The following is a 23,404-nucleotide window of genomic DNA, read 5'->3' as shown; positions in this document are numbered from 1 at the left end:
CTTGGCCCTGCGCACCCGCGCCCGCGACTCTCCATGCGTATCCGTTCCAGCCTGTTGCTTGCCAATTTCCTGCTGTCGACCCCGCTGCTGGCGGCGCCGCCCGCCGACCCGCCTGCCGTGATCCGGAATTCGCTGGGCATGGAATTCGTGGCCATCCCCGCCGGCGCCTTCCAGATGGGCAGCGACGAAGCGCCCGAGACGCTGGCGCGCGACTATCCGCAATATCCCAAGGACCGATTCGCCCAGCTGTTTGACGAAGCGCCCGTGCATACCGTGCGCATCACCCGCCCGTTCTACCTGGAACGCACGGAAGTCACGGTGGGCCAGTTCCGGCGCTTTATCGAAGCCTCCGGCTACGTGCCGGAATCCGAGGCCGACGGCACCGGCGGCTACGGCTACAACGCCGCCTACGACCCCGACCGGTCCGAAAGCGGCGACGCCTTCGAAGGCCGCGACCGCCGCTACTCGTGGCGCAATCCGGGCTTTGCCCAAACCGACGACCATCCCGTGGTGAACATCAGCTGGAACGACGCCCAGGCCCTGGCCCGTTGGCTCACCCAGAAGGAAGGCCGCACCTACCGGCTGCCCACTGAGGCCGAATGGGAATACGCCTGCCGCGCCGGCACACGCACGCGCTACCAGAACGGCGACGATCCGGCTGGCATGCCCGACGCCGGCAACGGTTTCGACGCCGACGCCAAACCGCTGTGGCCGAAATGGCAGGCATTCGCGTCCGCGCGCCACGACGGGCACACCTTCACCGCGCCCGTGGCCAGCTACGCGCCGAATGCGTTCGGCCTGTATGACATGCACGGCAACGCCTGGGAATGGGTGGCGGATTGGTATGGCGAGGACTACTACGCCCATTCGCCCACGGACGACCCGCAGGGCCCTGGCAGCGGCAATGTGCGGGTTCGCCGAGGCGGCTCCTGGCACACCTGGGCGCTTTACACCCGATCGTCCTACCGCAACTGGAACACCCAGGAAACCCGCTATCCCCTGGTGGGCCTGCGGTTGCTGCGGGAGGCCGATAGTCGGTAAAGCGTCGCGGCGGGTTAGCATAGCCGCACGCTTAACCTCAAAGAGAGTCCTGACATGCATTCGCTGGGCCGTCTTGTCCTTCTCGTGAACGACTACGACACCGCCATTTCTTTCTACCAAGACAAGCTCGGCATGGAGGTGTTCGTCGATATGCCCGTGGGCCCGCAGCGGTATGTGCACCTGCGCCTGCCGGCACAGCCTGCCGTGGGCGTCTGGCTGCTGCAAGCCCTGACCCAGGCGCAGCGCGACCGCGTCGGCGACCAGACCGGCGGCCAGCCGGTCGGCGTGTTCTACACCGACGACGTGGTGCGCGATCACAGCCAGTTCGCCGCCCGGGGCGTGCGCTTCACCAAAGAACCCGTCCATGACGACGCCACCGTCTACGCCCACTTCATCGACCTGTACGGCAACGAGTTCGTGCTGGTGCAGGTGAAGAAGTAGACCCTGCCGCGTGTCCGCCATGATGTCGGCCAAACCGAAGCAGGACTGGATACTGCGCGCCGCGCCCTCGGGCCACGTGGAGCGCATCGAAGCCTACTTCGGCGGTCATGGCTACGACATGCACCGCCACGACACGTACGCCATCGGGCGCACGCTGTCGGGCGTGCAGAGCTTCCACTACCGCCGCGCATTCCGGCACAGCCTGCCAGGCAGCACCATCGTGCTGCATCCCGACGAGCCGCATGACGGCCAGGCAGGCACCGAAGCCGGCTTCCATTACCGCATGATCTACGTCGAACCCGCGCTGATCCAGCAGATTTTGGGCGGCCGGCCGCTGCCGTTCGTCCCGGGCGGCATCTCGGCCGACCCACGGCTGCACGCCGCCAGTGGCGCGCTGCTGCAAAGCACCCAGGCCGCGATCGACCCCTTGCAGGAAGACGATGCGCTGTACGACCTGGCCCATGCGCTGTGCGCCGCCGCCGGCCGTCCGCAAGGGCGCCGCGCCGCCGACTACGCCGCGGCCGAACGCGCCCGCCAGTTCATCCACGCATCGCCAGGCCAACCCATCACGCTGGACCAGTTGGCAGAGGCGGCGGGCACCGACCGCTGGCGCCTGTCGCGCGATTTCCGCGCGCTGTTCGGCACCAGCCCCTACCGCTACGTGATGCTGCGCCGGCTGGATTTGGCCCGCCGCTTGATCGCCGCCGGCCAGCCGCTGGCGGACGCCGCGGCCAGCGCCGGTTTCACCGACCAAAGTCACCTGACGCACCGCCATGTCCAGACCTATGGCATGACGCCGGATCGCTGGCGACGGATGTTGCACGGCTGACGGCCGGCCCCGGAAACCTGCAAGAACGTACAAGACGGGGCGCGGCCAGGCACCCTATGCTGCGGGCGTCCTTTCTTTTCGAGCCCACGTCATGTCCCTTATTCCCGCCATCAATATCGCCGGCAAACTGTCGCTGTTCTCGGAACACTGGCAGCCGAAGGTCATCGCCCAGATGAACGACTACCAGTTCAAGGTGGTCAAGGTGCAAGGCGAATTCGTCTGGCACAGCCATGCCGACACCGACGAGACCTTCATCGTCGTCAGCGGCCGCTTGCGCATCGAACTGCGCGACGGCCATGTCGACCTGGGCCCTGGCGAAATGACGGTCATCCCGAAGGGCGTGGAACACAAGCCGTGCGCGCAGGAAGAAACGCACCTGATGCTGATCGAGCCCTGTGGCGTCGTGAATACCGGCGACCAGGGCGGCGCGCGCAGTGCTCCCAACGACGTGTGGATTTAAGCCCCCGTTCTGCTAACGTGGCAATCACCCAGGAGAAAGCCATGTCCAAAGTCATGCTCGTCACCGGAGGCAGCCGCGGCATCGGCGCCGCCGTCGCCAAGTTGGCCGCCCGCCGCGGCTACGCCGTTGGCGTCAACTATCGCACCCATGCGGGCGCTGCCGACGCGGTCGTGGCCGACATACAGCGCCAAGGCGGCCACGCCGTCGCCATCCAGGCAGATGTTTCGCAGGAAGACCAGGTGCTGCAGATGTTCCGCACGCTGGACGAGCGCCTGGGCCGGGTGGACGCACTGGTCAACAATGCCGGCATTCTTGAAAAACAGATGCGCGTCGACGACATGGACGCCGACCGCCTGCTGCGCGTGCTGTCCACCAATGTCATCGGCGCCTTCCTCTGCGCCCGCGAGGCCGTACGGCGGATGTCGCCCCGCCACGGCGGCCAGGGCGGCGCTATCGTCAACGTGTCGTCCGCGGCCGCGCGCCTGGGTTCGCCCAATGAATATGTGGACTATGCGGCGTCCAAAGGCGCGCTGGATACGTTGACCATCGGTCTGTCCAAGGAAGTGGCGCCCGAAGGCATCCGCGTGAACGGCGTGCGCCCCGGCACCATCTACACCGACATGCATGCCAGCGGCGGCGAGCCCGGCCGCGTCGACCGGCTGAAAAGCGTGATTCCGCTACGCCGCGGCGGTTCGGTGGAAGAAGTGGCCGGCGCGGTGCTGTGGCTGTTCTCGGACGAAGCCGGCTACACCAGCGGCTCGTTCATCGACGTGTCCGGCGGCACTTGACCGCCGGCCGGACGGGCGTCGTCATGTGTTGCCTTTCGACTTCACGCCCGGCGTAATCACGCTTTGTTCCTGCGGCGTGGAAATGCGCGCTTCCACGCGCCGCAGCACGGCCAGGACAAACAAGGCCATCAGGGTGCTGACCAGTGCCGTCGCCTCGCGGCCCATGCCGGCCGCCACGCCGATCGCGGCAGTCATCCAGATGCTTGCCGAGGTGGTCAGCCCGCGGATTTCACGTTCGTCACTTAGCTTGATGATGGCGCCCGCGCCCAGAAAGCCGATACCGGCGATCACGCCCTGCAGCACGCGGCTGATGTCGCCCACCTGCATGCCGCCCTGCAACGGCACCAGCACGAAAATCGCCGCGCCCAGCGCCACCAACATGTGGGTACGCAAGCCCGCGGCCTTGCCACTGCGTTCGCGCTCATAGCCCAACAGGCCGCCCAGGATCACGGCCATGCCCAGCCGCAGCAGGATGCGCGTGGCTTCGCCCACGTCCGGGATGTCCGCGAATTCACTGCGCACGGTGGTCCAGATTTCCAGCCAGATTTCCGACATCGCCACGTCCTTGTGGATCAGGTGGATTCAGCATAGCAGGCGCACGCGCGAACGTGCCATGCGGCGTTCAGGCTGGCACCCGGCCCGCAACTGGTTTACAACCTAAGCGTGTCCCGCAGGGGCGGGCGTCAATCGACAGGAGCGCTTCATGGACTTGCAGCTGGCCGGAAAACGCGTGCTCATCACGGGCGCATCCAAGGGCATCGGCCTGGCATGCGCGATCGCTTTCGCCCGAGAAGGCGCGGACCCGATCCTGGTGGCGCGGGACGATGCCGCGCTGCACCAGGCCACGGCGTCGATCCGCGAACGGACGGGCCGCGCCGCGCAGGCGATGGCCCTGGACCTGGCGCTGCCGGGCGCCGCCGAAAAGCTGGCGAAGGACACCGGTCCCATCGACGTGCTGGTGAACAATGCGGGCGCCGTACCGGGCGGCGCATTGGACCAGGTGCAGGACGAACGCTGGCGCGCCGGCTGGGACCTGAAGGTGCATGGCTACATCAGCCTGGCCCGCCATTACTACCCGGCCATGCGCGATGCCGGCGCCGGGGTCATTGCCAATATCATCGGCATGGCGGGGGCCGCGCCGCGCGCGGACTACATCTGCGGCGCGTCGGCCAACGCTTCGCTGATTGCCTTCACCCGCGCGCTGGGCGGCGAAGCGCCGCGCCACGGCGTACGCGTCTTTGGGGTGAACCCGTCACGCACCCGCACCGACCGCGTGCTGACGCTGGCCCGCCAACGCGCCCAGGCCCGTTGGGGCGACGAGGCGCGTTGGCAGGAAACCCTGTCCGATCTGCCGTTTGGCCGCCTGATGGAGCCCGAAGAAGTGGCCGACATGATCGTGTTCGGCGCGTCGCCGCGCGCCGGCTACCTGAGCGGCACGGTGATCGACCTGGACGGCGGCGAACAGTACGCCAACCACGCGCGCTGACGGCGCGCGGCAGGCCCCGGCGGCCTAGCGCCCGCCGGCCTGCCAGCCCGCCAGCAGCGCGGGCAGTTGATTCATGTCGGTGAACACATGGGCCACGCCCACGCCACGCAGGGCCTCGGCCCCGCTATGGCCGTTGGCGTCCGGGCTGTACCCGAACACCGTCGCACCCGCGGCCACGCCGGCGGTGGCGCCCGTAACGGTGTCTTCCACGACGGCGCACCGCTTCGGGTCCACGCCCAGCGCCAGGGCGGCAGCCAGGTAGACATCCGGGAACGGCTTGCTGCGCGGCATTTCGTGGCCGCTGAAGACACGTCCATCAAAGCACTCGGCGATGCCTACCTTGGCCAGCTGCAACTCGACCTTGAGGCGGTCCGCCCCCGATGCCACCGCGATACGGCCGCCCAACGCCACGTGCAAGGCGCGCACGGCGTCCGGCGCACCAGGGATTTCCAGCAGGTCGCGGTCCAGCGCGGCATTGCGGCGCTGACGGAATTCGTTGAACCACTCGGGGCCCAGTTTGGCGCCCGTGCGCGCCTCGATCAGCGGCAGTTCGTCTTTGACGGCCTTTCCGGTAAAGAGGCGCATCGTCTCGTCATGCGTGATGTCCCAACCCAATTCGTTCAGCATCTGGGTCAGCACACCGCTGGTGATCGGTTCGGAATCAACCAGCACGCCGTCACAATCGAACAGCACGGCGTCAAAGGGGAAATCAGTCATTGCAGGCGGCATGGGGGGGTTCGTGAAGCCGTCAAGCATACTGCAAGGCCCGGAACGGTTCCCTCGGGACCGCTGCGGCCATCGCAAGCAGCGGAGTGACGCGCGCCCCGTCCACGCTCTATCCTGCCGGGATGCGCACGCCTTCCCGCCCCACCATGACGCCCGACCTCCTGTCCCTTCCCCCGTACGATTGGAACCTTGCCGCCCAGGATCTGGACGCCGAAGGCTGGGCGCTGCTGCCCGGCTTCTTCCCGCAGGACGCCGCGCGGCGGCTGGCGCTGTCCGGCGCCGATCCGGCCGACTTCGAGCCGCTGCGCGCGGCCCTGTACCGGCAGTTGCTGCCCATCGCCCGTCGCTGGGCCGCCGCGCTGCAGCAAGACGCGGCATACCCGGACGACTTTCCGGCCTGGGCGCAATGCAACCGCCAGGCCGGCCAGACACGGCGCCTGTCCGGCCTGCATCGGCTGTCCACCGATGGCTATCAGCCGCTGATCCAGCATGCCGACGGCGCGCACGTCTTCCCATTGCAACTGGTCGCGCTGCTGTCGGAACCGGGCGTGGATTTCACCGGCGGCGAATTCGTCATGACCGAGCAGCGCCCGCGCATGCAATCGCGCCCGATGGTCGTGCCGCTGGGATTGGGCGATGCCGCGGTGATCGCGGTGTCGCACCGCCCCGTGCACGGCGCGCGCGACATCTACCGCGTCACCGCCCGGCAGGCGGTGAGCCGGGTGCGCTCGGGCGAACGGACCGGCCTGGAGGTGGTGCTGCACGACACGCCGTGAGGTCTCATCCGTCCCGCTGCAAGAAAGCCAGCAGGTGTTCGGAGAACGCCTCGTGGCATTCTTCAGTCACGAAGTGACCGCAATCCGGAATGATGACGCCGGTCAGGTCGGCGGCGTTGTCGCGCATCGTGATCAGCGGCGCGTCGCGGGTCGCGTGCTCCGTGCCGATGGCCAGCACCGGCATGCGCAGGCGGGCCTTGGAACGCGTCTGGTTCTGGCGGATCGTCTCGGGGATGGCGCGGTAGTACGCAAAGCCACTGCGCAATGCGCCCGGCGCCGAATAGGCGTCGATATAGACGTCGGCGGCGACGCGGTCGCGCCGGTGCGACCACTTGTCGAAGATGAAGCTCAAGTACGCGCACTCGCGTCCGGCAATCAACGCTTCCGGCAGGTCTTGCACCTGGTTGAACATGAAATGCCACAGGAAGATGTTGTCTTCCGGCGGGACGAATACCGGCGGCGCGGGCGCCAGGCCCGGAATCACGGCCTCGGTCAACACCAGGCGGCGGACGGCGTTGGGAAAGTCGCTGGCCAGGGCGTACGCCACCCACATGCCGATGTCGTGGCCGACCACGTGATAAGCCGTGTGGCCCAGTTGTCCCATCAAACGGTGCAGCACGCTGGCGACCGCGCCCGTGTCGTACCCGTGGGCGGGGCGGCCCGAGTCGCCCGTGCCCGGCGGGTCCACGGCAATCGCCGTATAGCCCGCTTGCGCCAGCGACTTCATGATGTGGCGCCACGTGAACCACGTCTGCGGCCAGCCGGGAATCAGCAACACCGGCGGGCCGTCGCCCATGACCGCGCAATGCACGCGGGAACCGTCCACCAGCATGTACTGGTGCGTCACGGCGTCGGCGGGGGTGAAGAAGGTAGAGAGTGAGTGCGTCATGATTCTGTTTTCAGGGCTTATGCCAAGCCCAGCAGGGCATGGATCTGTTGTTTATCGATGGCCGCGCCAGCGAAATCGTCGAACACCTTGGACGTGACCGGAATGATGTGGCGGTTGATGAATTCCACCCCCTCGCGCGCACCCGTCTCCTGGTCTTTCAGGCAGCATTCCCACTCCAGCGTGGCCCAGCCGGCATAGTCGTGCTGCGCCAGCTTCGAGAAGATCGACCTGAAGTCCACCTGCCCGTCGCCCAGCGACCGGAAGCGCCCCGCCCGGTTGATCCAGGATTGGTAGCCGCCGTAAATGCCCTGCCGGCCGGTGGGATTGAACTCGGCATCCTTCACGTGGAACATGCGGATGTGGTCTTTGTAGATGTCCAGGTATTCCAGGTAGTCCAGCTGCTGCAGGACAAAGTGGCTGGGGTCGAAAAGAATGGCGCAGCGGGTATGGCCGCCGACGCGTTCGTGGAACATCTCGAACGTGATCCCGTCATGCAGGTCTTCGCTGGGATGGATCTCGAAGCACAGGTTCACGCCTTGCTCGTCGCAGGCGTCAAGCACCGGCATCCAGCGTCGCGCCAGTTCGCCGAATGCCGTCTCGATCAGCCCTTCGGGGCGTTGCGGAAACGGAAACAGATACGGCCATGCCAACGACCCTGAGAACGTGCCCATATCGCTCAGGCCCAGGCGCTTGGCGGCGCGAGCCGAATTCAAGAGCCCCTGTTTCGCCCAGGCCGTCCTGGCCTGCTGATTGCCGCGCGCCTCCCATGGCGCAAAGTTGTCGGCCATCGCGTCGTATGCCGGGTGCACGGCCAGGAGTTGGCCGAAGATGTGCGTGGTGAGTTCGCTTACGACCAGCCCATGCGCGGCCAGCGTACCGGTGACCTCGTCGCAATAGTCCTGGCTGGCCGCAGCCGTCTCGGCATCGAAAAACCGCTTGTCCCATGCCGGGATCTGCAACGCCTTGAAGCCCACGCCCGCCGCCCATTCCGCGATGGCCGGCAGGCTGTTGAAGGGCGCCGCGGCGTCGCTGAACTGCGCCAGATGCAGGCTGGGTCCCTTGATCGTCTTCATATCGAATCCTTAATTGTTTGTCGATCGACAAAGAATAGGCGATAAATCGGCGCGACGCAAATGCAAGGGCGGGCGGTACACTGCCTCCAGATCATTTTCCCGAGACCGTGATGGCAGGCAGACCCAGAGAATTCGACCGCGACCTAGCGCTTCAGCAAGCCATGCTGGCATTCTGGAAACAGGGGTATGAAGGCACGTCGATGGCGGATCTGGTGGCGGCGACCGGCCTGGCCTCAGCGCGGCTTTACGCGGCCTTTGGATCCAAGCAGGACCTGTTCCGCGAAGCCGTGGCGCGATACGAAGCGGGTGACGGCGCGTTTGCGGAAAAAGCGCTGGAGGCCGACGACGGCGTGCGCAGCGCCATCGAGAAGCTGCTGACCGACGCGGTGCTGACCTACACCCGGCGCGGGCGCCCACAAGGCTGCATGGTGGTCAGCGCCGCCACCAACTACGCCGCCGAAAACGAAGACGTCATGGCATGGCTCACCACGCATCGCAAGGCGCGTACGCAAGGCATCATCGACCGGCTTGAATCTGCCGTGCGAAGCGGCGAACTCAAACCCGGCACGGACGTGCAGGCGTTGGGCGACTACTACGCCGTCGTCCTGCATGGCCTGTCCGTGCAGGCGCGCGACGGCGTGGGCAAAGCGCGCCTGCTGGCGATGATCCCGCCGGCGCTTGGCGCGCTGGATGCGGTGTTGCGCCAGGGCCCTTCAAGGCCCTAGCGCGCACCAGCTTTCAGTTTTCCGCCGTGATGTGGCCATCGGCCACGACCTTGGCGAAGACCGCAGTCTGCGCCTTGATGAACGCGCGGAACTCGTCCTGGCTCATCGGCTGCACTTCCCCGCCCAGTTCACGGATGCTGGCCACGAATTTCTCGTCGCGCAACGCGCGTCCGATCGCGGCGGCCAGTTTCTGCTGCGTGTCTACCGGCGTGCCCGCCGCGACGAACACGCCAAACCAGTTTTCCAGCGCATAGTCCTTCAAGGGGGCATATTCGGCCACGGCAGGAATGTCCGGGGCGAACGAGGCGCGCGTGGCGGAGGTGACCGCCAACGGCTTGACCTTGCCGCTCTTGATGAAGGGCAAGGCGCCCGCCAGGCTGACGAAGGTCAGGTCCACGCTGCCCGCGGCCACATCCACCAGTTGCGCGGACGCGCCTTTGTACGGCACGTGGACCATCTTGATGCCGGCCAGCGACTGCAACAGCTCGCCGTTCAGGTGCTGCGGGTTGCCCACGCCGCTGGTCGCATAAGTCAGCTTGTCGGGATGCGCGCGGCCATAAGCCACCAATTGCTCCACATTGGCCACCGGCAGCTTGGGGTTGGCGACCAGCACGTTCGGCACGCGGGCGACCAGGGCGATCGGCACCAGGTCCTTTTCGGGTTGGTATTGCATCTTGGCCTTGAAGACCAGCGGATTGATGGCGGTTTCTCCCGCCGAGCCCAACAGCATCGTCGCGCCGTCCGGGGCCGACCGCAGCACCGCCTGCGCGCCCAGCATGCCGCTGGCGCCCGGCTTGTTTTCCACCACCACGCCCTGCGGCATTTCGCTGCGCAACCGTTCGGCCAATAGACGCCCCATGCCGTCGACGCCGCCGCCGGCGGCAAAAGGCACGATCAGGCTGACCGGACGGCTGGCGTCGGCGGCCCGGGCGGAGGGAAACGGGAGGAAGGCGGCCACCGCCAGGGCGGCGGCGAGCAATCGGATATGGGGCATGGTCTGTCTCCTGAGCGGCCTGTCCGGATGGCGGCCGGGTTTTTACTTAATTGCATTTTATAGATGCAATATGCAAAACTGGCAGCTATGGAATACACCAATGCCCGACTGCGCCACGCCCGCTTCACGCTGGACGGGGCCGCCTATACCTGCCCGGACCTGCCCGCCACGTTCGGCGCCGACTATTTCCGCCTGCCCGTCGTGCTGCGCCTGCTGTTGGAAAACGTCTTGCGCAACGTGCAAGGCGACGAGCGCGACGCCGCGGTAGCGGCGCTGTTCGGCTGGCTGGCCCACGGCACCAGCGATGCCGAAATCGCCTTCCAGCCGGGCCGGGTGCTGATGCACGACACCACCAGCACGCCCGCGCTGGTAGACATCGCCGCGATGCGGGACGCGCTGGCCGAAGCCGGAATGGACCCCGCCGTGCTGAATCCGGTGCTGCCCGTGGACGTGTCGGTGGACCATTCTCTGGCGGTCGAAGCCTACGCCCGGCCCGATGCCGCGACGCGCAATCTGGACCTGGAACTGCGCCGCAACGCCGAGCGCTACCGCTTTTTGCGTTGGGCGTCCAAGGCCTTGTCGAACGTGCGCATTCATCCGCCGGGCACCGGCATCATGCACACCATCAACCTGGAACAACTGGCCACGGTGGTCTGCCAGGGCGACGGCGGCGCGCTGTATCCCGACATGATGATCGGTACCGATAGCCACACACCGATGATCAACGGGATCGGCATGCTGGGCTGGGGCGTTGGCGGTCTGGAAGCGCAGACGGTCATGTTCGGCATGCCCACCCTGCTGCGCATTCCGGACGTGATCGGCGTCCGGCTGACCGGGGCGCTTGCCGCAGGCGTCACCGCCACCGACCTGGCGCTGACGGTGACGCAGCGGCTGCGCGCCATCGGCGTCTCGGGCGAATTCGTGGAGTTCTTCGGGCCGGGCGTCGGCACGCTGTCGGCGGGCAGCCGATGCGTGGTGGCGAACATGGCGCCCGAGTACGGCGCCACCACCGGCTACTTTCCCATCGACGGCGAGACGTTGGCCTACCTGCGCCAGACGGGCCGCGCGCAGGCCGACATCGCGCGCATCGCGGCCTATGCCGAACGCACGGGTATCGCGCTGGACCCGGATGCCGCTCCGCGCTATACCCGCGTGGTCGAGATCGCGCTGGACCGCGTGCAGATGCATGTGGCCGGCCCCAAGCGGCCGCAAGATCTGCATCCCTACGGCCAGACCCGCGCCATTCTGGCTGCGCTGGACTTCACGCCAGCGCCGGCCGCCCGCCGCGACCTGCCCCGCTACCCGGTCGCCCTCGCCGCCATCACCAGCTGCACCAACACGACGGATCCCCGTTTGCTGATGGCGGCCGGACTGCTGGCCCGCAAGGCACGCCAGGCCGGCCTGCGCGTGCCGTCCTGGGTCAAGACATCGCTGGGCCCGGGTTCCCCCGCGGCGGCCGACTACCTGGCCCGCGCCGGCTTGCTGGAGGATCTGGCCGCGGTCGGTTTCGACATCGTGGGGTACGGCTGCACCACCTGCATCGGCAATTCCGGCCCCCTGCCCGACAGGGTGCGCGACGCCATGCAGGCCGGCGCGGTCCACCCCGTCGCGGCCCTGTCCGGCAACCGCAATTTCACCGGCCGCATCCACCCCGACCTGGACCTGGGTTTCCTGATGTCGCCTCCGCTTGTCATTGCCTTCGCGCTGGCTGGCGACGCCGAACGCGACCTTAGCCAGGAACCGGTGCAGGTCACAGCCGACGGCCGTCCGGTGCACTTACGCGATTTATGGCCGGACGACGCCGACATCGATGCCGCGCTGGCCCGGGGATTGCGGCCCGCCGATTTCCGCGCCGCCTTCAAGATCGCCAGCGCCAATCCGGCGTGGCAGGCACTGCAATCGCCGGACACGCCCCGCTTTCCGTGGGACCCCGCGTCCACGGCGCTGCGGCGTCCCCCCTTCGCCTCGACAAGCGCCGGCAGCCAGCTTGGCCGTTACACCGCGCACACGCTGCTGGTGCTGGGCGACGACGTGACCACCGACCACCTGTCGCCCGCCAGCGCCATTCCGCCCGACAGCCTGATCGCCGACTTCCTGGTGGCCCGCGGCGATGACCGCCACGACCTGAACGTGTTCGCCTCGCGACGCGGCAATTGGGAAGTCATGATGCGCGCGGCGTTCTACAGCAAAAGCCTGACGAACCTGCTCTGTCCGGACGCCCCCGTGGGCCACACGCGGCATGCGGGCAGCGGCCGCGTGGAACCTATCTGGGAAGCCGCTGAACACTACCGCCGCGAACAGCAGTCCGTGGTGCTGTTGGCCGGGGCGCGCTTCGGCACGGGCTCGTCGCGCGACTGGGCGGCAAAAGGGCAACGCCTGCTGGGCATCCGCGCCGTGCTGGCCGTGAGCTTCGAACGGATTCACCGGTCCAATCTGATCGGCATGGGCATCTTGCCCCTGAGGTTGCCCGAGGGCGTCACGCCGGCCACGCTGTGCGTGCAGTCCGGCGACCGCATCGAGATCGATGCCCCGGCGGATACGCTGGCGCCGCGCATCGCCGTGCCCGTGCGCATCCTGCGGGCCGATGGCCGTGTTGACGCGCTGCACGCCACGGCTGCGGTCGAGACCCGGCTAGACGTGCGTTTGTTGCGGATGGGCGGCGTCATTCCCGCTATCCTAGCGGATACTCTCCGGCCATCTTCCCTCCCATGAGCGCGCAAACCAATACCGTCACGAAGATCCTGGACCTGATCCGGCAAGACCGCCTGCCCGGCGGCGCGCACCTGACCGCGCAAAAGCTTGCCGATCGGCTGCGGCTGTCGCGCTCGCCCGTCAATGACGCCCTGGGCATCCTGGAGCAGCATGGCATCGTGGCGCGCAAACCCAACCGCGGCTACTTCCTGCAGCAAGGCTACGACGCCCTGCCCGACGCACGCGCCGGCCTGACGCCGCCCTCCGTCGACGACATCGTGACGCAAAGCTACTTCAAGCTGGCCGACGAGTTGCTGCGGGGCGAACTGCCCATGCAATGCAGCGAGGCCCAGTTGCGCGTGCGCTATGCGTTGACCCACGCGCAAACGCAGACGCTGCTGGCCCGCGTCTCGCAGGAAGGCTGGGCGCAGCGGCGACCTGGCTACGGCTGGGAGTTCTCGTCCATGATGACCACGCCGGACAGCCTGCTGCAGTCGTACCGTTTGCGTCTGGCGCTGGAACCCGCGGCGTTGCTGGAGCCATCGTTCCGCATTGAGAAATCCGTGATCGAACGATGCCGCGCCGCGGAAAAACACTTGCTGGACGGCGGCATCGCCACCGACACCGCCGACCAGTTGCATGAACGTGGCGTGCGCTTTCATGAATCGCTGGTGGAGGCGTCCGGCAATCCGTTCTTCATCGACACGATCAAGCGCGTCAACCGCGTCCGGCGCCTGCTGTCGTACCGGTCGATGCAAGACCGCAGCCGCTACCAGCAGCACTGCGACCAGCATCTGGAAATTCTTGACCTGCTGGAACGCGAACGCAACGAAGACGCCGCCGCCGCCTTGTCCAGCCACCTGCGCAGCACGTTGGACAACCTGGCCCGCATCAGCGGCATCCTGACTTCCTAGGCCGCGCGCCTGGCGCGCATGGCCGCTTTCTTTTCAAGCCGAGGATCGTTCCATGCACGTCTACATCGGTTCCCGCACCACGCGGGAACGCCATGCCCGCGGCGAGGGCATCAGCGTTTTCGATTATGCCCAGGACACCGGCACGCTGACGCTGACCCAAGTCGTCGGCGGCCTGGTCAACCCCTCTTATCTGCTGCCGCACCCCGCGCTGCCCGTGCTGTACACCGTGCATGGCGACAGCCATGAGGTCAGCGCCTTGCAACGCGACCCGCGTACCGGCGCGCTGACGCCATGGCGGCAGCAGGACTGCCAGGGCCGCAACCCGGTGCATCTGGCGCTGGACCCGGCGGGCCGTTACCTGATGGTGTCGAACCACCTGAGCGGCACGCTGGCCGTGCTGCCCGTCGGCCGCGACGGCGCGCTGGCGCCCGTGGCGCAGTCCGTGCCCATGGCCGGCGAACCCGGGCCGCACCGCAAGGAACAGCCCTTCGCCAAACCACACTACAACCTGGTCGATCCATCCGGCCGCTATGTGGTGGTGCCCGACAAGGGCCTGGACCGCGTGTTCCTCTATGCCTTGGAGAACGGCGGCATCAGCGCCGACCCCGCCTGCATCACCGCCACGCGCGAAGGCGCGGGCCCGCGGCATGCGGCGTTTCACCCCGCCGGCCGCTGGCTCTACGTCGTCAACGAGCTGGACAACACGGTCGCCGCCTACTCGCTTGGGGCCGGCTCGCTGCACCCCTTCCAGATACTGCCGACGTTGCCCGACACCTATACCGGCAATAGCCGCGCGGCCGGCATTTCCCTGGATGCGCACGGCTGCCACCTGTATGTGTCCAACCGGGGCGACGACAGCATCGCGGTGTTTCGCGTGGACCCCGCCAATGGCCGCCTGACGCCCGTGCAGCATGCCGCCTCCGGCGGCAAGACGCCGCGCTTCTTCGCGCTGTCGCCCGACGGCCGCTTCCTGTTCGCGCTGAACGAAGACAGCGACACGCTGGTGCGCTTTCGCGTCGATGCGCAGGACGGCGCCCTGACCCCCGACGGCTACGCGCTGCGCATCGGCAGCCCGGTCTGCATGGTGTTCGCCCACCGCCGCACCTGAACGGCACGGCGGCCGGCAGGCGGTCAGAAGTCCATCGACGCCGACAGCATCAGCGTGCGCGGCACGCCTTGCGACACCGTGCCGTAGGACGCCACGCCCGACCAGTAGGCGCGATTGGTCACGTTGACGACATTGGCCCGGAACGTCACGTCCTTGCCCTGGATCTTCGTGGCATAACGCGCGCCCACGTCAAACGTCGTCCAGGACGGCACCGACTGCGTGTTGGCCTGGTCCACGTATTCGCGGCCCGTGTACATCATGCCGCCCGTCAGCGTCAGGCCCGCCACCCACGGGGTGTCCCATTCCGCGCTGAGATTGGCCGAGAACTTTGGCACGCCCACCGGCCGGTTGCCCACCGTGGCCGGGTTGCTGGTGCGCGTCAGTTCGGCGTCCAGATAGGTCACGCCGCCCAACAGACGCAGGCCGCGCACCGGCTCCCCGGACAGGGTCAGCTCCAGGCCGCGGTTGCGCTGTTCGCTATCGGCGCCATACACGCCGTTGGTCAACTGACCGCTGGGCTTCGTGATCTCGAACGCGCTGAATGTCAGCATCGCGTCGTCCAGGTCCACCTTCACGCCCACTTCCTTCTGCTTGGACTTGTAGGGCTTGAACACCTGGCCAGCGTTGGACGCGGTGGCCGGCGCCACATCCCCCTTGCTCAGCCCTTCGATGTAGTTGGCATACAGCGACACGTTGTTCCAGGGCTTGATGACCAGGCCCGCCAGCGGCGTGGTGGCGGTTTCGTCATAGCTGACGGTGCGCACGCCGGTCGTGGCATTGAAGTTGCGCGATTCGATGCGCTGCTGGCGCACGCCCAACGTCAACTGCGCGCGCTCGTCCAGGATGCTCATCGTGTCGGCCAGCGCCAGGCCCGACAGGTCCGACGACGACACCTTGGGCACATTGGCCGGCGCCGGGATGTTCTGTTCCGGGCGCGTGATGGGGTGATAGATGTTGGAGGTCAGCGGCGTGCCGGAGACGCTCCCCTGCAGGTTGCGATCGCTGTACAGGCTGCCCATGAAGCTGATGGCATGGCGCACCGGCCCGGTGTCCAGCTTGGCGCGCAGCCCCGCGTTGTAGGTGCTGCGTTCCACCTTGAAGCGGAAGTTGTTGGGCGTCACCCGCGTGTCGCCGGCGCTGTTGACGATGGTGGGTGTCTGGTCCGACAGGCGCGACACCTCGGTGTCCGATCCGCCTGCATCGGCGAATACCGTCAGCCGGTCGCTGACGTCGTATTCCACGCGCAGCAGCGCCGACTGGCCGTCGGACTTCCACCACCCCCAGGGCTGGGTCGCGTTGCGGCGGCCATCGGCGGCATGCGGCACGTCGATGCCGGCCGCGACCAGGAAGGGCCGCGTCGGCGCATCCACCTTTTCGTTCTGCGTCAGCAAGTCCAGCGACGCGCGCAGGCGTTCGCCCTGATAGTCCAGCGACAGGGCGCCGATGTCGGTTCGGGAATACAGGTTGTCCAGCGGCGTGTCACCCTGGCGGTGCATGCCGTTGACGCGCACGCCCCATTCACCGTCGTTGCCAAACCGGCGGCTCAGGTCCACCCGGGCGCCGAATTGCGAATCGCCCACATAATCGGCGGACACGCGCGTCAGGTCCTCCGCCAGCGACCGCTTGGGCACCATGTTGATCACGCCGCCCACGCCGCTATTGGGCGACATGCCGTACAGCAGCGCCGCCGGCCCCTTCAGCACTTCGACGCGTTCGATGTAATCGGTGAAGACGTGGTAGTTGGGCGCTACGCCGTAGACGCCATCGAACGCGATTTCGCCCAGGTTGCCTTCGCCGATGGGAAAGCCGCGGATGTAGAACGAATCCGTCACGCCGCCGATCTGGCCCGTGAAGCGCACCGAGGGCTCGGCATTCAAGGCATCGGCCAGCGTCACGGCCTGGCGGTTGGCCAGCAATTCCGACGTGTAACTCGTGATATTGAACGGCGTATCCATCACATCGCGGTTGCCCAGCAGTCCCAAACGGCCGCCGCGCGCCACCTGGCCGCCGGCGAACTCGGCCGGCAAGGCCGAGGGGCTGACACCCGCTCCCGCGACGGTGATGCTGGGCAGCAGGGTCGCGGCGTCGCTCTCGCCCGCGGGCAGCTTGCGCAAGGAATATGCGCCGGCCCCCTGTTCCGCCAAGGCATAGCCCGATCCGCTCAACAAGCGCGTGAAGCCTTCACGCACCGTGTAGGCGCCCGTCAGGCCCTCGCTTTGCCTGCCCGCCACCAGGGCCGGATCGAAGGAAAGCGGCACGCCCGCCGCCGCCGCGAATTGGGCCAGCACGTCACCCAGCGGACCGCCGGCGATCGCGTAGGACTTGCGCGCGGTGGCCGCCCCCGAGCCGGTGGCCGATGCTGCGGCAGCCGATGCTGCGGCAGCCGATGCTGCGGCAGCCGATGCTGCGGCGGCCGCCTTGGCATCGGCTGCCGCGGCAGGCGCGGACGCGGCGGTCACGGCCAGCAGCATCAGTCCCATGCCGGTAGTCTGGAACATTGCCGCCAACGGCGGCAGGACGGCCTTGCGACGGGGCAGGCGCGACGAACGGGAAATTCGGGAAACCATGAAACGATCCTTCGTAGGGAACTGGGTGACGCTCGCATGTCGCGACGATTCACCCGGTACACCGGACGAAGCGGAAAAAAGTGTCAGCGGATCGGCGATTAATTTGTAACGGACGCGCCCGGCGCCACCGTGACCCAGAACGGCGTCACGCGGCTGATCCGCACGGGCAACGTTTTCTCCAGCAAGCGCAGGCTGCCGTCGGTATCCGACAGCGGAAACGCACCCGACACCCGCAGTCCCGCCACGGCCGGATCGCAACGCAGGACGCCCGGGCGGTAGCGCGCCAGCTCATCCACCAGGTCGGCCAGGCGCCAATTGCGCACGGCCAGCATGCCTTGCTCCCAAGACGTCGACGCCGCATCGGCCGCCGCCAGCGGCTGGACCTGATGGGCGTTGAATACCGTCTGCTGTCCGGCCGGCAACACCACGGCCGCCACACCCGGATCTTGCGGCTGGATTTCAACCGCGCCGTCGAACACCGCCACCCGGATGCTGTCGCGTTCATCGCGCACCATGAAGCGTGTGCCCAATGCGCGGATCGTGCCTTGGGACGTCCGCACAATGAAGGGACGATGAGCGGGCGCCGGGTCGCGGCCGGTCGTCAGCAGGATTTCGCCAGCGCGCAGCCACAGCATGCGCTGTTCGGAGGTGTAGAGAATATCGACCGCGCTGGCCGTGTTCAGCACCAGCCGGGTGCCGTCGGCCAACTCCAGGTGGCGCTGTTCGCCCGTGGCGGTGCGCACGTCCGCGGCCCATTCGCGCCACGGCAGCGTGCGCCATCCCGCCCAAGCCGCCGGCCCCAGCACCAGCAATCCACCCAGCGCCCGGATGGCCTGCCGCCGGCCGGGCCGGTCCAGGCGGCGCAGCGTGTCGCGCCCGATCGCGGGCGGCACCTGGCCAAACCCGCGCACCATGTCTTCCACCCGTTGCCACGCGGCACCGTGCGCGGCGCTGCGGCCGCGCCACCGGTCGAAGGCGGCGCGGTCGGATGCGGACAGGGTTTCGGATTGAAAGCGCACCAGCCAGCCGGCGGCCTCTTCCAGGATCCCGGGGTCGATCGCCGCGCTCATGCCGCGTGGACCTGATAGGCGATCAAGCAGGCCGTCAGCGCCTTCTGCATGTGGCGCTTGACGGTCGCCAACGACACCCGCTGGCAGTGGGCAATGTCGGCGTACGCCATGCCGTCGAACTGCGACATCAGGAAGATCTCGCGCGTTTTCACGGGCAGGGTCCGCAAGGTGGCGTCGATGGCGTGCAGGGTTTCGAGGATCAGCGCGCGGACTTCCGGCGACGGGACTTCCGGCGCGGGCAACTGCGCCACCACGGCCAGATAGGCCTCTTCCAATGCGCGCCGCCGCCAATGGTCCACCACCAGCCCCTTCGCGATATGGGTCAGCAGCGCGCGCGGCTCGGCGCCCATGCCTTCCTTGCGCCGGCCGCTCATCACACGCACGAAGGTGTCATGGGCCAGATCCGCGGCGTCAAACGAGTTGCCGAGCTTCTTGCGCAACCAGATCGACAGCCAGCCGTGATGGTCACGATAGAGCTTCATGACGGTATCGGCGGGCAGGAAGTCGGACGGAGGCAAGGCGCACCTCTTGGTAGCGTGTAAATGGGAACGATTTCTATTTTATCTTATCTCTGCCCGCCCGCCATTCTCCCTTCGTTCTCCCCCTTGTTCCCCCTGTTCGGCGCCCGTCGGTCGGATAAAATCAATCACCCTCAAGTCATCGTCGATAACACCATGCAGAACGACTCCCCCATGCCCTCTTTCCTTGCTGGCGGCGGCGAAATGGGCTTGCGGGTCGCCGCCTTCGACTGGGCGGCCACGCCACTAGGACCCATCGCCGAATGGCCCAGCGCCTTGCGCATCGCGACGGGCATGGTGATGGCGTCCCGATTCCCGTGTTGCCTGGTCTGGGGCAAGGAATTGATCACGCTTTACAACGACGCCTTCACGCCGATCCTGGGCACCAAGCCCGATGCGCTGGGCCGGCCGTTCAGTGAAATCTGGCACGAAGCGTGGACGTTGATCGGGCCCATCGCGGAACGCGCCTTCGCGGGCGAAGCCACCTTTATCGAAGACTACCCGCTGCAGATCGTGCGTTCCGGGCAGCCCGAAGACGCCACCTTCACCTTCTGCTACAGCCCGGTGCGCGACGAGGCGGGCACGGTGGTCGGCATGATGGACACGGTCATTGAAACCACCTCGCGCGTCAACGCCGAACGGGCCCAGGCCGAGGCGTTGCGGCAGGCCGAAGACACGTTGCGCCAAAGCCAGAAGATGGAAGCCGTGGGGCAATTGGCCGGGGGGCTGGCGCACGATTTCAACAACCTGCTGATGAGCATCACGGGCAGCCTGGAATTGCTGTCCATGCGGCTGGCCCAGGAACGGCACAACGACCTTGAACACCATATCCAGGTTGCGCAAAGCGGCGCCCGCAGGGCCGCCGCGCTGACCCACCGCTTGCTGGCCTTCTCCCGGCGCCAGCCGCAAGACCCCAAGGCCATCGACGTCAATCGCCTGGTGACCGGCATGGAAGAACTGATCCGCCGCAGCATCGGTCCGGGCATCACGCTGGACCTGGCATGCGAACGAGGATTGTGGCCCGCATGGGTCGACACGCATCAGCTGGAAAACGCCCTGCTCAATCTGTGCCTGAACGCGCGCGATGCGATGCCCGGGCAAGGCACGCTGGGCATCGCGACCCGCAATGTCGCGCTGGAAGCCGGGCCGGCGCGGGATCTCGGGCTGGCGCCGGGCGACTACCTGCTGCTGCGCGTCACGGACACGGGCTGCGGCATGGCGCCCGACACCGTGCAGCGCATTTTCGAACCGTTCTTCACGACCAAATCGGCCGGTCAGGGGACAGGGCTGGGCCTGTCCATGCTGTACAGCTTCATCCGGCAATCGCGCGGGCAGGTCCACGTCCATTCGCGCCCGGGCCAGGGCACCGCGATGACGCTGTACTTCCCCCGCTATCTGGGTGCCATGGCGTCGCTGGAACACGCCGCCGTTGATACCCCCCCGGCCGCGGCCCGCGGCGAAACCATCTTGATCGCGGAAGACGATGCCGCCGTGCTGGCGGTGGCCGCCGAATCCCTGAAAGAGCTGGGCTACACGGTGGCCGAAGCGGCCGACGGCGCGGCCGCCCTGCGCCACCTGGCGTCCGCCGAGCCACTGGACCTGCTGATCTGCGACCTGGGCTTGCCCGGCGGCATCAATGGCCATCAGGTCGCCGAGGCCGCACGCCAGCTGCGCCCCGGCATGAGAGTGCTGATCATGACCGGGTCGGGCCTGGATGGATGCGACGCTTCCTCGCTGGGCCTCGCCGTGCCCATCCTGCCCAAGCCTTTCGCGCTGGAAGACCTGGCGCGCCAGGTCCATGCGCTGATGCACGCGTAGCCTCGCGCCGCGTTCTCCCGCCGTGAACTACAGCTTGGGCGCGTAGCGCACCGTCAGCATTACATTGCGCGGCTCGCCGTAGTAGTTGTTGCCGGACAGCGTGTTGTAGGACGGCACGTAGTACTTCTTGTCGAACACGTTGTTCAGGTTCAGGGCGAAGCTCAGTTCCGGCGTGGCCTGGTAGCCCAGGCGCGCATTCCAGACCGTGAAGCCGGCCAGCTTGAACTCGCGGTCCGAACTGATCGTGTCGGTCTGCGTGTTGACGCCAGCGCCCACGCTGACGCGGTTCATCATGCCCGGCAGCTTGTAGTTGGCCCACAGGCGCAACATGTGCTTGGGCGTCCAGGTGTTGAAGACCGCGCCCTGGTTGTCCGGGTCCGACAGGTACTTGGTGGTGTTGTAGGTGTAGCCGGCGTACAGCTCCAGGCCCTTGAGCACTTCACCCGAGATCTCGGCTTCGACGCCCTGGCTGCGCACTTTGCCCGACGCGCGCGAGCAATACCAGCCGTCGCACGCGAAGCCGGCGTCGTAGTCATTGACCGCACGGTTCTTGTGGTCGTAGCGGAACACCGCCAGCGATGTATTCACGCGGCCCTCCATCAGTTCGCCCTTGACGCCGACTTCGTAATTGTTGCCCTCGATCGGCTTGAGCAGGCTGCCGTCCACGCCGCGCGCGGTCTGGGGTTCGAACACGGTGGTGTAGCTGGTGTAGGCGGACCAGTTGTCGGTCAGCGAGTAGACCAGGCCGACATAGGGAATGAACTTGCCCGACGTGGTCGAGGTAGTGGTGCTGCCGCCGCTGGAATAGCCGTAGTCGTACCAGCCCACGCGGCCGCCGCCGATCAGCGCCAACGACTCGGTGGGCTTGACGCGCCACGTGCCGTAGAGCCCTTTCTGGCGAATGTCGTAGCTGCTGCGCGAGTCATAGCCGCTTGCCGCGGCGATGCTGTCCATGTCCTGCCACGGGCGATGGTGGTCGATATCGAACACGTTGCCGCCGGACTGCCAGGCACGCGTGAAGCGGTCCGCCGTCGTCAGCTTGGAGTAGGCCGCGCCCACGACCACCTCTTGTTGCATGCCCAGCGCGGTGAAGTTGCCGCTGACCGACATGTCCAGCCCACGCTGCTTGCTCTTGAAGTCCACGCCGAAGTTGCCGTAGTCCAGCCCACTCCCGTCCGGCATGATGGGGCCGACTGCGCGCTGATGCACCGTCGTGTTCTTCTCGTTCATGGCAACGCCGGCCAGCCTGAACCGCCACGCGTCGTTAAAGCGGTGGGTCACGTCGGCGTTGAAGATGGTCTGATCGTTCTTCGCGCGGTTCCAGGTAGACCCGGTGAAGGTCGAACGCGGCAGATCGATGTCGCCGCCATCCTCGTAGCGCGGATAGGCCACGAACATCGGCCGCGAACGGCTATATCGATTGCTGATGCCGATGCCGACCGTGGTGTCCTCGGTCACGTCGAAATCCAGCGCGGCATACAGGTTGCGCGTCTTTTCCCACGCGTAGTCGACGAAGGAATCGCTCCGGTCCTCGTCCACGACCACGCGGCCGCGCAACGTGCCTGCCGCGTTCAACGGGCCGCCCGCGTCCAGCTGCAGGCCATAGTGGTCCCACGATCCGGCCTTGCCGGTGATGACCACCGACGGCTCCGCGCCCCCGCGCTTGCGCACCAGGTTGATCGCGCCGCCTGGGCTGCCGGCGCCTTGCAGCAAACCCGCCGCGCCGCGCAGAATTTCCACGCGGTCGTAGAACACCAGCGAATCCTGCTCCCAGTTGCCCAGGCTGTAGCTGTTGCGCAGCAGCGCCACGCCGTCGTATTGCAGCAGGTCCACGGGGAAGCCGCGGGCGTTGATCGCCACGCCCGGCCCCACGCCCTGCACGCCCACCATGCCCGCCGTGTTGTTGATGGCGTCAGGCAGGCTCGTCATGTCCTGGTCATCCATGCGTTGGCGGGTCAGCACGGTGATGGACTGCGGAATGTCCTTCAGGGCCTGGGTGGTCTTGCCGATGGTGACGGCCGGCGACGTGTATGACGCCGTTCCGTCCGTGGTGGCGTTGTAGCTGCCCGTCACGGTCACCGGCGCCAGCGTCGCGGCCTGGCCCGCAACGGGAGCTTGCCGCAAGCGGAAGCCGCCCTCGGGCCGCGCCACCGCTTGCAAGCCCGTGCCCGCCAGCAAGCGCTCCAGCGCGGCACCCACCGGATACGTGCCCGTCACGCCACCGGTCCGGGCGCTTGCCGTCAAGGCGGGATCGGACGCCACCATGACACCGGCCTGCACGCCAAACGTCCCAAGCGCCGCGCTGAGCGGACCCGCCGGGATACTGAAGGCGACGCCCTGCTGGCCCGCCCCTGCCTGCGCGTGCACGGCGGACGGCCACGGCGCGGCCAGTACGACGGCAGGCAGCGCCAGGCGCAGCGCGGCGCTCAGGCGGGTAAGGGGCAAGGTAAAGCGGGCAAGGACCGCGGCGCGGGCAGGACGAGAAGACAT

General features: G+C 67.3%; 21 protein-coding genes. 12 read left to right on the top strand and 9 right to left on the bottom strand.

Features of this window, described 5'->3' with window-relative positions; translation table 11 throughout:
- Positions 1 to 33: 33 nt before the first annotated feature.
- The 5 genes from CQ050_RS08035 (at position 34) to CQ050_RS08015 (ending at position 3,559) form a co-directional block, all read left to right on the top strand.
- On the top strand, positions 34 to 1,041 hold the full coding sequence (locus CQ050_RS08035; protein WP_105556274.1) for a formylglycine-generating enzyme family protein: 1,008 nt from the start codon (positions 34 to 36) through the stop codon (positions 1,039 to 1,041).
- Positions 1,042 to 1,095: 54 nt separating this feature from the next.
- Positions 1,096 to 1,482: a VOC family protein gene (locus CQ050_RS08030; protein ID WP_105556273.1), complete on the top strand. Its 387-nt coding sequence runs from the start codon at positions 1,096 to 1,098 to the stop codon at positions 1,480 to 1,482.
- Positions 1,483 to 1,501: 19 nt separating this feature from the next.
- Positions 1,502 to 2,311, top strand: a complete 810-nt coding sequence (locus CQ050_RS08025; RefSeq protein ID WP_105556272.1) for an AraC family transcriptional regulator — start codon at positions 1,502 to 1,504, stop codon at positions 2,309 to 2,311.
- A 91-nt stretch (positions 2,312 to 2,402) separates the two neighbouring features.
- The gene (locus tag CQ050_RS08020; protein ID WP_105556271.1) at positions 2,403 to 2,771 is read left to right on the top strand and encodes a cupin domain-containing protein; all 369 of its coding nucleotides are present in this window, start codon (positions 2,403 to 2,405) and stop codon (positions 2,769 to 2,771) included.
- A 41-nt stretch (positions 2,772 to 2,812) separates the two neighbouring features.
- Positions 2,813 to 3,559, top strand: coding sequence for an SDR family oxidoreductase (locus CQ050_RS08015; protein WP_105556270.1), 747 nt, complete (start codon positions 2,813 to 2,815; stop codon positions 3,557 to 3,559).
- A 21-nt stretch (positions 3,560 to 3,580) separates the two neighbouring features.
- Here CQ050_RS08015 and CQ050_RS08010 read toward each other — a convergent pair whose 3' ends face one another.
- On the bottom strand, positions 3,581 to 4,114 hold the full coding sequence (locus CQ050_RS08010) for an MgtC/SapB family protein (protein ID WP_105556269.1): 534 nt from the start codon (positions 4,112 to 4,114) through the stop codon (positions 3,581 to 3,583).
- A gap of 148 nt (positions 4,115 to 4,262) precedes the next feature.
- Between CQ050_RS08010 and CQ050_RS08005 the strand changes: the two genes are divergently transcribed.
- The gene (locus CQ050_RS08005) at positions 4,263 to 5,045 is read left to right on the top strand and encodes an SDR family oxidoreductase (protein ID WP_105556268.1); all 783 of its coding nucleotides are present in this window, start codon (positions 4,263 to 4,265) and stop codon (positions 5,043 to 5,045) included.
- Positions 5,046 to 5,069: 24 nt separating this feature from the next.
- On the opposite strand, the gene CQ050_RS08000 is transcribed toward CQ050_RS08005, so the two are convergent.
- Entirely contained in the window at positions 5,070 to 5,762 is a 693-nt protein-coding gene (locus CQ050_RS08000) for an HAD family phosphatase (RefSeq protein ID WP_105556317.1), read from the bottom strand.
- 155 nt (positions 5,763 to 5,917) lie between these two features.
- Here CQ050_RS08000 and CQ050_RS07995 point away from each other — a divergent pair, with 155 nt between their 5' ends.
- Positions 5,918 to 6,547 carry a 2OG-Fe(II) oxygenase gene (locus CQ050_RS07995; RefSeq protein ID WP_105556316.1) on the top strand — a complete coding sequence of 210 codons (630 nt, stop codon included), beginning with the start codon at positions 5,918 to 5,920 and terminating at the stop codon, positions 6,545 to 6,547.
- Positions 6,548 to 6,551: 4 nt separating this feature from the next.
- On the opposite strand, the gene CQ050_RS07990 is transcribed toward CQ050_RS07995, so the two are convergent.
- Both CQ050_RS07990 and CQ050_RS07985 read right to left on the bottom strand, forming a co-directional pair.
- Positions 6,552 to 7,436, bottom strand: coding sequence for an alpha/beta fold hydrolase (locus CQ050_RS07990; protein WP_105556267.1), 885 nt, complete (start codon positions 7,434 to 7,436; stop codon positions 6,552 to 6,554).
- 17 nt (positions 7,437 to 7,453) lie between these two features.
- Positions 7,454 to 8,509, bottom strand: a complete 1,056-nt coding sequence (locus CQ050_RS07985) for a sugar phosphate isomerase/epimerase (RefSeq protein ID WP_105556266.1) — start codon at positions 8,507 to 8,509, stop codon at positions 7,454 to 7,456.
- 110 nt (positions 8,510 to 8,619) lie between these two features.
- Here CQ050_RS07985 and CQ050_RS07980 point away from each other — a divergent pair, with 110 nt between their 5' ends.
- Entirely contained in the window at positions 8,620 to 9,234 is a 615-nt protein-coding gene (locus tag CQ050_RS07980) for a TetR/AcrR family transcriptional regulator (RefSeq protein ID WP_105556265.1), read from the top strand.
- A gap of 13 nt (positions 9,235 to 9,247) precedes the next feature.
- Here CQ050_RS07980 and CQ050_RS07975 read toward each other — a convergent pair whose 3' ends face one another.
- Positions 9,248 to 10,228 (bottom strand): tripartite tricarboxylate transporter substrate binding protein, encoded by a 981-nt coding sequence (locus CQ050_RS07975; RefSeq protein ID WP_105556264.1) that lies wholly within the window; start codon positions 10,226 to 10,228, stop codon positions 9,248 to 9,250.
- A gap of 87 nt (positions 10,229 to 10,315) precedes the next feature.
- On the opposite strand from CQ050_RS07975, the gene acnA reads away from it, so the two are divergent.
- From acnA to CQ050_RS07960, 3 genes are read left to right on the top strand one after another with little or no spacing between them, the layout of a single operon-like run.
- Positions 10,316 to 12,940 (top strand): aconitate hydratase AcnA, encoded by a 2,625-nt coding sequence (gene acnA / locus CQ050_RS07970; RefSeq protein ID WP_105556263.1) that lies wholly within the window; start codon positions 10,316 to 10,318, stop codon positions 12,938 to 12,940.
- Positions 12,937 to 13,833 (top strand): GntR family transcriptional regulator, encoded by an 897-nt coding sequence (locus tag CQ050_RS07965; protein WP_105556262.1) that lies wholly within the window; start codon positions 12,937 to 12,939, stop codon positions 13,831 to 13,833. Before acnA ends, CQ050_RS07965 begins: the two co-directional genes overlap by 4 nt.
- Positions 13,834 to 13,885: 52 nt before the next feature.
- Positions 13,886 to 14,941, top strand: a complete 1,056-nt coding sequence (locus tag CQ050_RS07960; RefSeq protein ID WP_105556261.1) for a lactonase family protein — start codon at positions 13,886 to 13,888, stop codon at positions 14,939 to 14,941.
- Positions 14,942 to 14,964: 23 nt separating this feature from the next.
- Here the strand turns inward: CQ050_RS07960 and CQ050_RS07955 are convergent, their stop codons facing one another.
- The 3 genes from CQ050_RS07955 to CQ050_RS07945 form a co-directional block, all read right to left on the bottom strand.
- A complete protein-coding gene (locus CQ050_RS07955; protein ID WP_105556260.1) occupies positions 14,965 to 17,508 on the bottom strand; it encodes a TonB-dependent receptor in 2,544 nt (847 codons plus the stop codon).
- 98 nt (positions 17,509 to 17,606) lie between these two features.
- On the bottom strand, positions 17,607 to 18,578 hold the full coding sequence (locus tag CQ050_RS07950; RefSeq protein ID WP_105556259.1) for a FecR domain-containing protein: 972 nt from the start codon (positions 18,576 to 18,578) through the stop codon (positions 17,607 to 17,609).
- Entirely contained in the window at positions 18,575 to 19,060 is a 486-nt protein-coding gene (locus tag CQ050_RS07945; RefSeq protein WP_369868261.1) for a sigma-70 family RNA polymerase sigma factor, read from the bottom strand. Before CQ050_RS07945 ends, CQ050_RS07950 begins: the two co-directional genes overlap by 4 nt.
- A gap of 192 nt (positions 19,061 to 19,252) precedes the next feature.
- Between CQ050_RS07945 and CQ050_RS07940 the strand changes: the two genes are divergently transcribed.
- Positions 19,253 to 20,914: an ATP-binding protein gene (locus tag CQ050_RS07940; RefSeq protein ID WP_233213865.1), complete on the top strand. Its 1,662-nt coding sequence runs from the start codon at positions 19,253 to 19,255 to the stop codon at positions 20,912 to 20,914.
- Between the two features lie 27 nt (positions 20,915 to 20,941).
- Here the strand turns inward: CQ050_RS07940 and CQ050_RS07935 are convergent, their stop codons facing one another.
- On the bottom strand, positions 20,942 to 23,404 hold the full coding sequence (locus tag CQ050_RS07935; protein ID WP_105556257.1) for a TonB-dependent siderophore receptor: 2,463 nt from the start codon (positions 23,402 to 23,404) through the stop codon (positions 20,942 to 20,944).

The sequence above is a fragment of the Achromobacter sp. MYb9 genome, from assembly GCF_002975275.1.
In the GTDB taxonomy this organism is placed as follows: Bacteria; Pseudomonadota; Gammaproteobacteria; order Burkholderiales; family Burkholderiaceae_B; genus Achromobacter.
This window is presented reverse-complemented; position numbering and strand designations above follow the sequence as displayed.

What these genes read in the sequence shown, in the direction of transcription:
- CQ050_RS08035 (WP_105556274.1), top strand. Translation starts at nt 34, where the DNA reads ATGCGTATCCGTTCCAGCCTGTTGCTTGCCAATTTCCTGCTGTCGACC.
- CQ050_RS08030 (WP_105556273.1), top strand. Translation starts at nt 1,096, where the DNA reads ATGCATTCGCTGGGCCGTCTTGTCCTTCTCGTGAACGACTACGACACC.
- CQ050_RS08025 (WP_105556272.1), top strand. Translation starts at nt 1,502, where the DNA reads ATGATGTCGGCCAAACCGAAGCAGGACTGGATACTGCGCGCCGCGCCC.
- CQ050_RS08020 (WP_105556271.1), top strand. Translation starts at nt 2,403, where the DNA reads ATGTCCCTTATTCCCGCCATCAATATCGCCGGCAAACTGTCGCTGTTC.
- CQ050_RS08015 (WP_105556270.1), top strand. Translation starts at nt 2,813, where the DNA reads ATGTCCAAAGTCATGCTCGTCACCGGAGGCAGCCGCGGCATCGGCGCC.
- CQ050_RS08010 (WP_105556269.1), bottom strand. Translation starts at nt 4,114, where the DNA reads ATGTCGGAAATCTGGCTGGAAATCTGGACCACCGTGCGCAGTGAATTC.
- CQ050_RS08005 (WP_105556268.1), top strand. Translation starts at nt 4,263, where the DNA reads ATGGACTTGCAGCTGGCCGGAAAACGCGTGCTCATCACGGGCGCATCC.
- CQ050_RS08000 (WP_105556317.1), bottom strand. Translation starts at nt 5,762, where the DNA reads ATGACTGATTTCCCCTTTGACGCCGTGCTGTTCGATTGTGACGGCGTG.
- CQ050_RS07995 (WP_105556316.1), top strand. Translation starts at nt 5,918, where the DNA reads ATGACGCCCGACCTCCTGTCCCTTCCCCCGTACGATTGGAACCTTGCC.
- CQ050_RS07990 (WP_105556267.1), bottom strand. Translation starts at nt 7,436, where the DNA reads ATGACGCACTCACTCTCTACCTTCTTCACCCCCGCCGACGCCGTGACG.
- CQ050_RS07985 (WP_105556266.1), bottom strand. Translation starts at nt 8,509, where the DNA reads ATGAAGACGATCAAGGGACCCAGCCTGCATCTGGCGCAGTTCAGCGAC.
- CQ050_RS07980 (WP_105556265.1), top strand. Translation starts at nt 8,620, where the DNA reads ATGGCAGGCAGACCCAGAGAATTCGACCGCGACCTAGCGCTTCAGCAA.
- CQ050_RS07975 (WP_105556264.1), bottom strand. Translation starts at nt 10,228, where the DNA reads ATGCCCCATATCCGATTGCTCGCCGCCGCCCTGGCGGTGGCCGCCTTC.
- acnA (WP_105556263.1), top strand. Translation starts at nt 10,316, where the DNA reads ATGGAATACACCAATGCCCGACTGCGCCACGCCCGCTTCACGCTGGAC.
- CQ050_RS07965 (WP_105556262.1), top strand. Translation starts at nt 12,937, where the DNA reads ATGAGCGCGCAAACCAATACCGTCACGAAGATCCTGGACCTGATCCGG.
- CQ050_RS07960 (WP_105556261.1), top strand. Translation starts at nt 13,886, where the DNA reads ATGCACGTCTACATCGGTTCCCGCACCACGCGGGAACGCCATGCCCGC.
- CQ050_RS07955 (WP_105556260.1), bottom strand. Translation starts at nt 17,508, where the DNA reads ATGGTTTCCCGAATTTCCCGTTCGTCGCGCCTGCCCCGTCGCAAGGCC.
- CQ050_RS07950 (WP_105556259.1), bottom strand. Translation starts at nt 18,578, where the DNA reads ATGAGCGCGGCGATCGACCCCGGGATCCTGGAAGAGGCCGCCGGCTGG.
- CQ050_RS07945 (WP_369868261.1), bottom strand. Translation starts at nt 19,060, where the DNA reads ATGAAGCTCTATCGTGACCATCACGGCTGGCTGTCGATCTGGTTGCGC.
- CQ050_RS07940 (WP_233213865.1), top strand. Translation starts at nt 19,253, where the DNA reads ATGCAGAACGACTCCCCCATGCCCTCTTTCCTTGCTGGCGGCGGCGAA.
- CQ050_RS07935 (WP_105556257.1), bottom strand. Translation starts at nt 23,404, where the DNA reads ATGTCTTCTCGTCCTGCCCGCGCCGCGGTCCTTGCCCGCTTTACCTTG.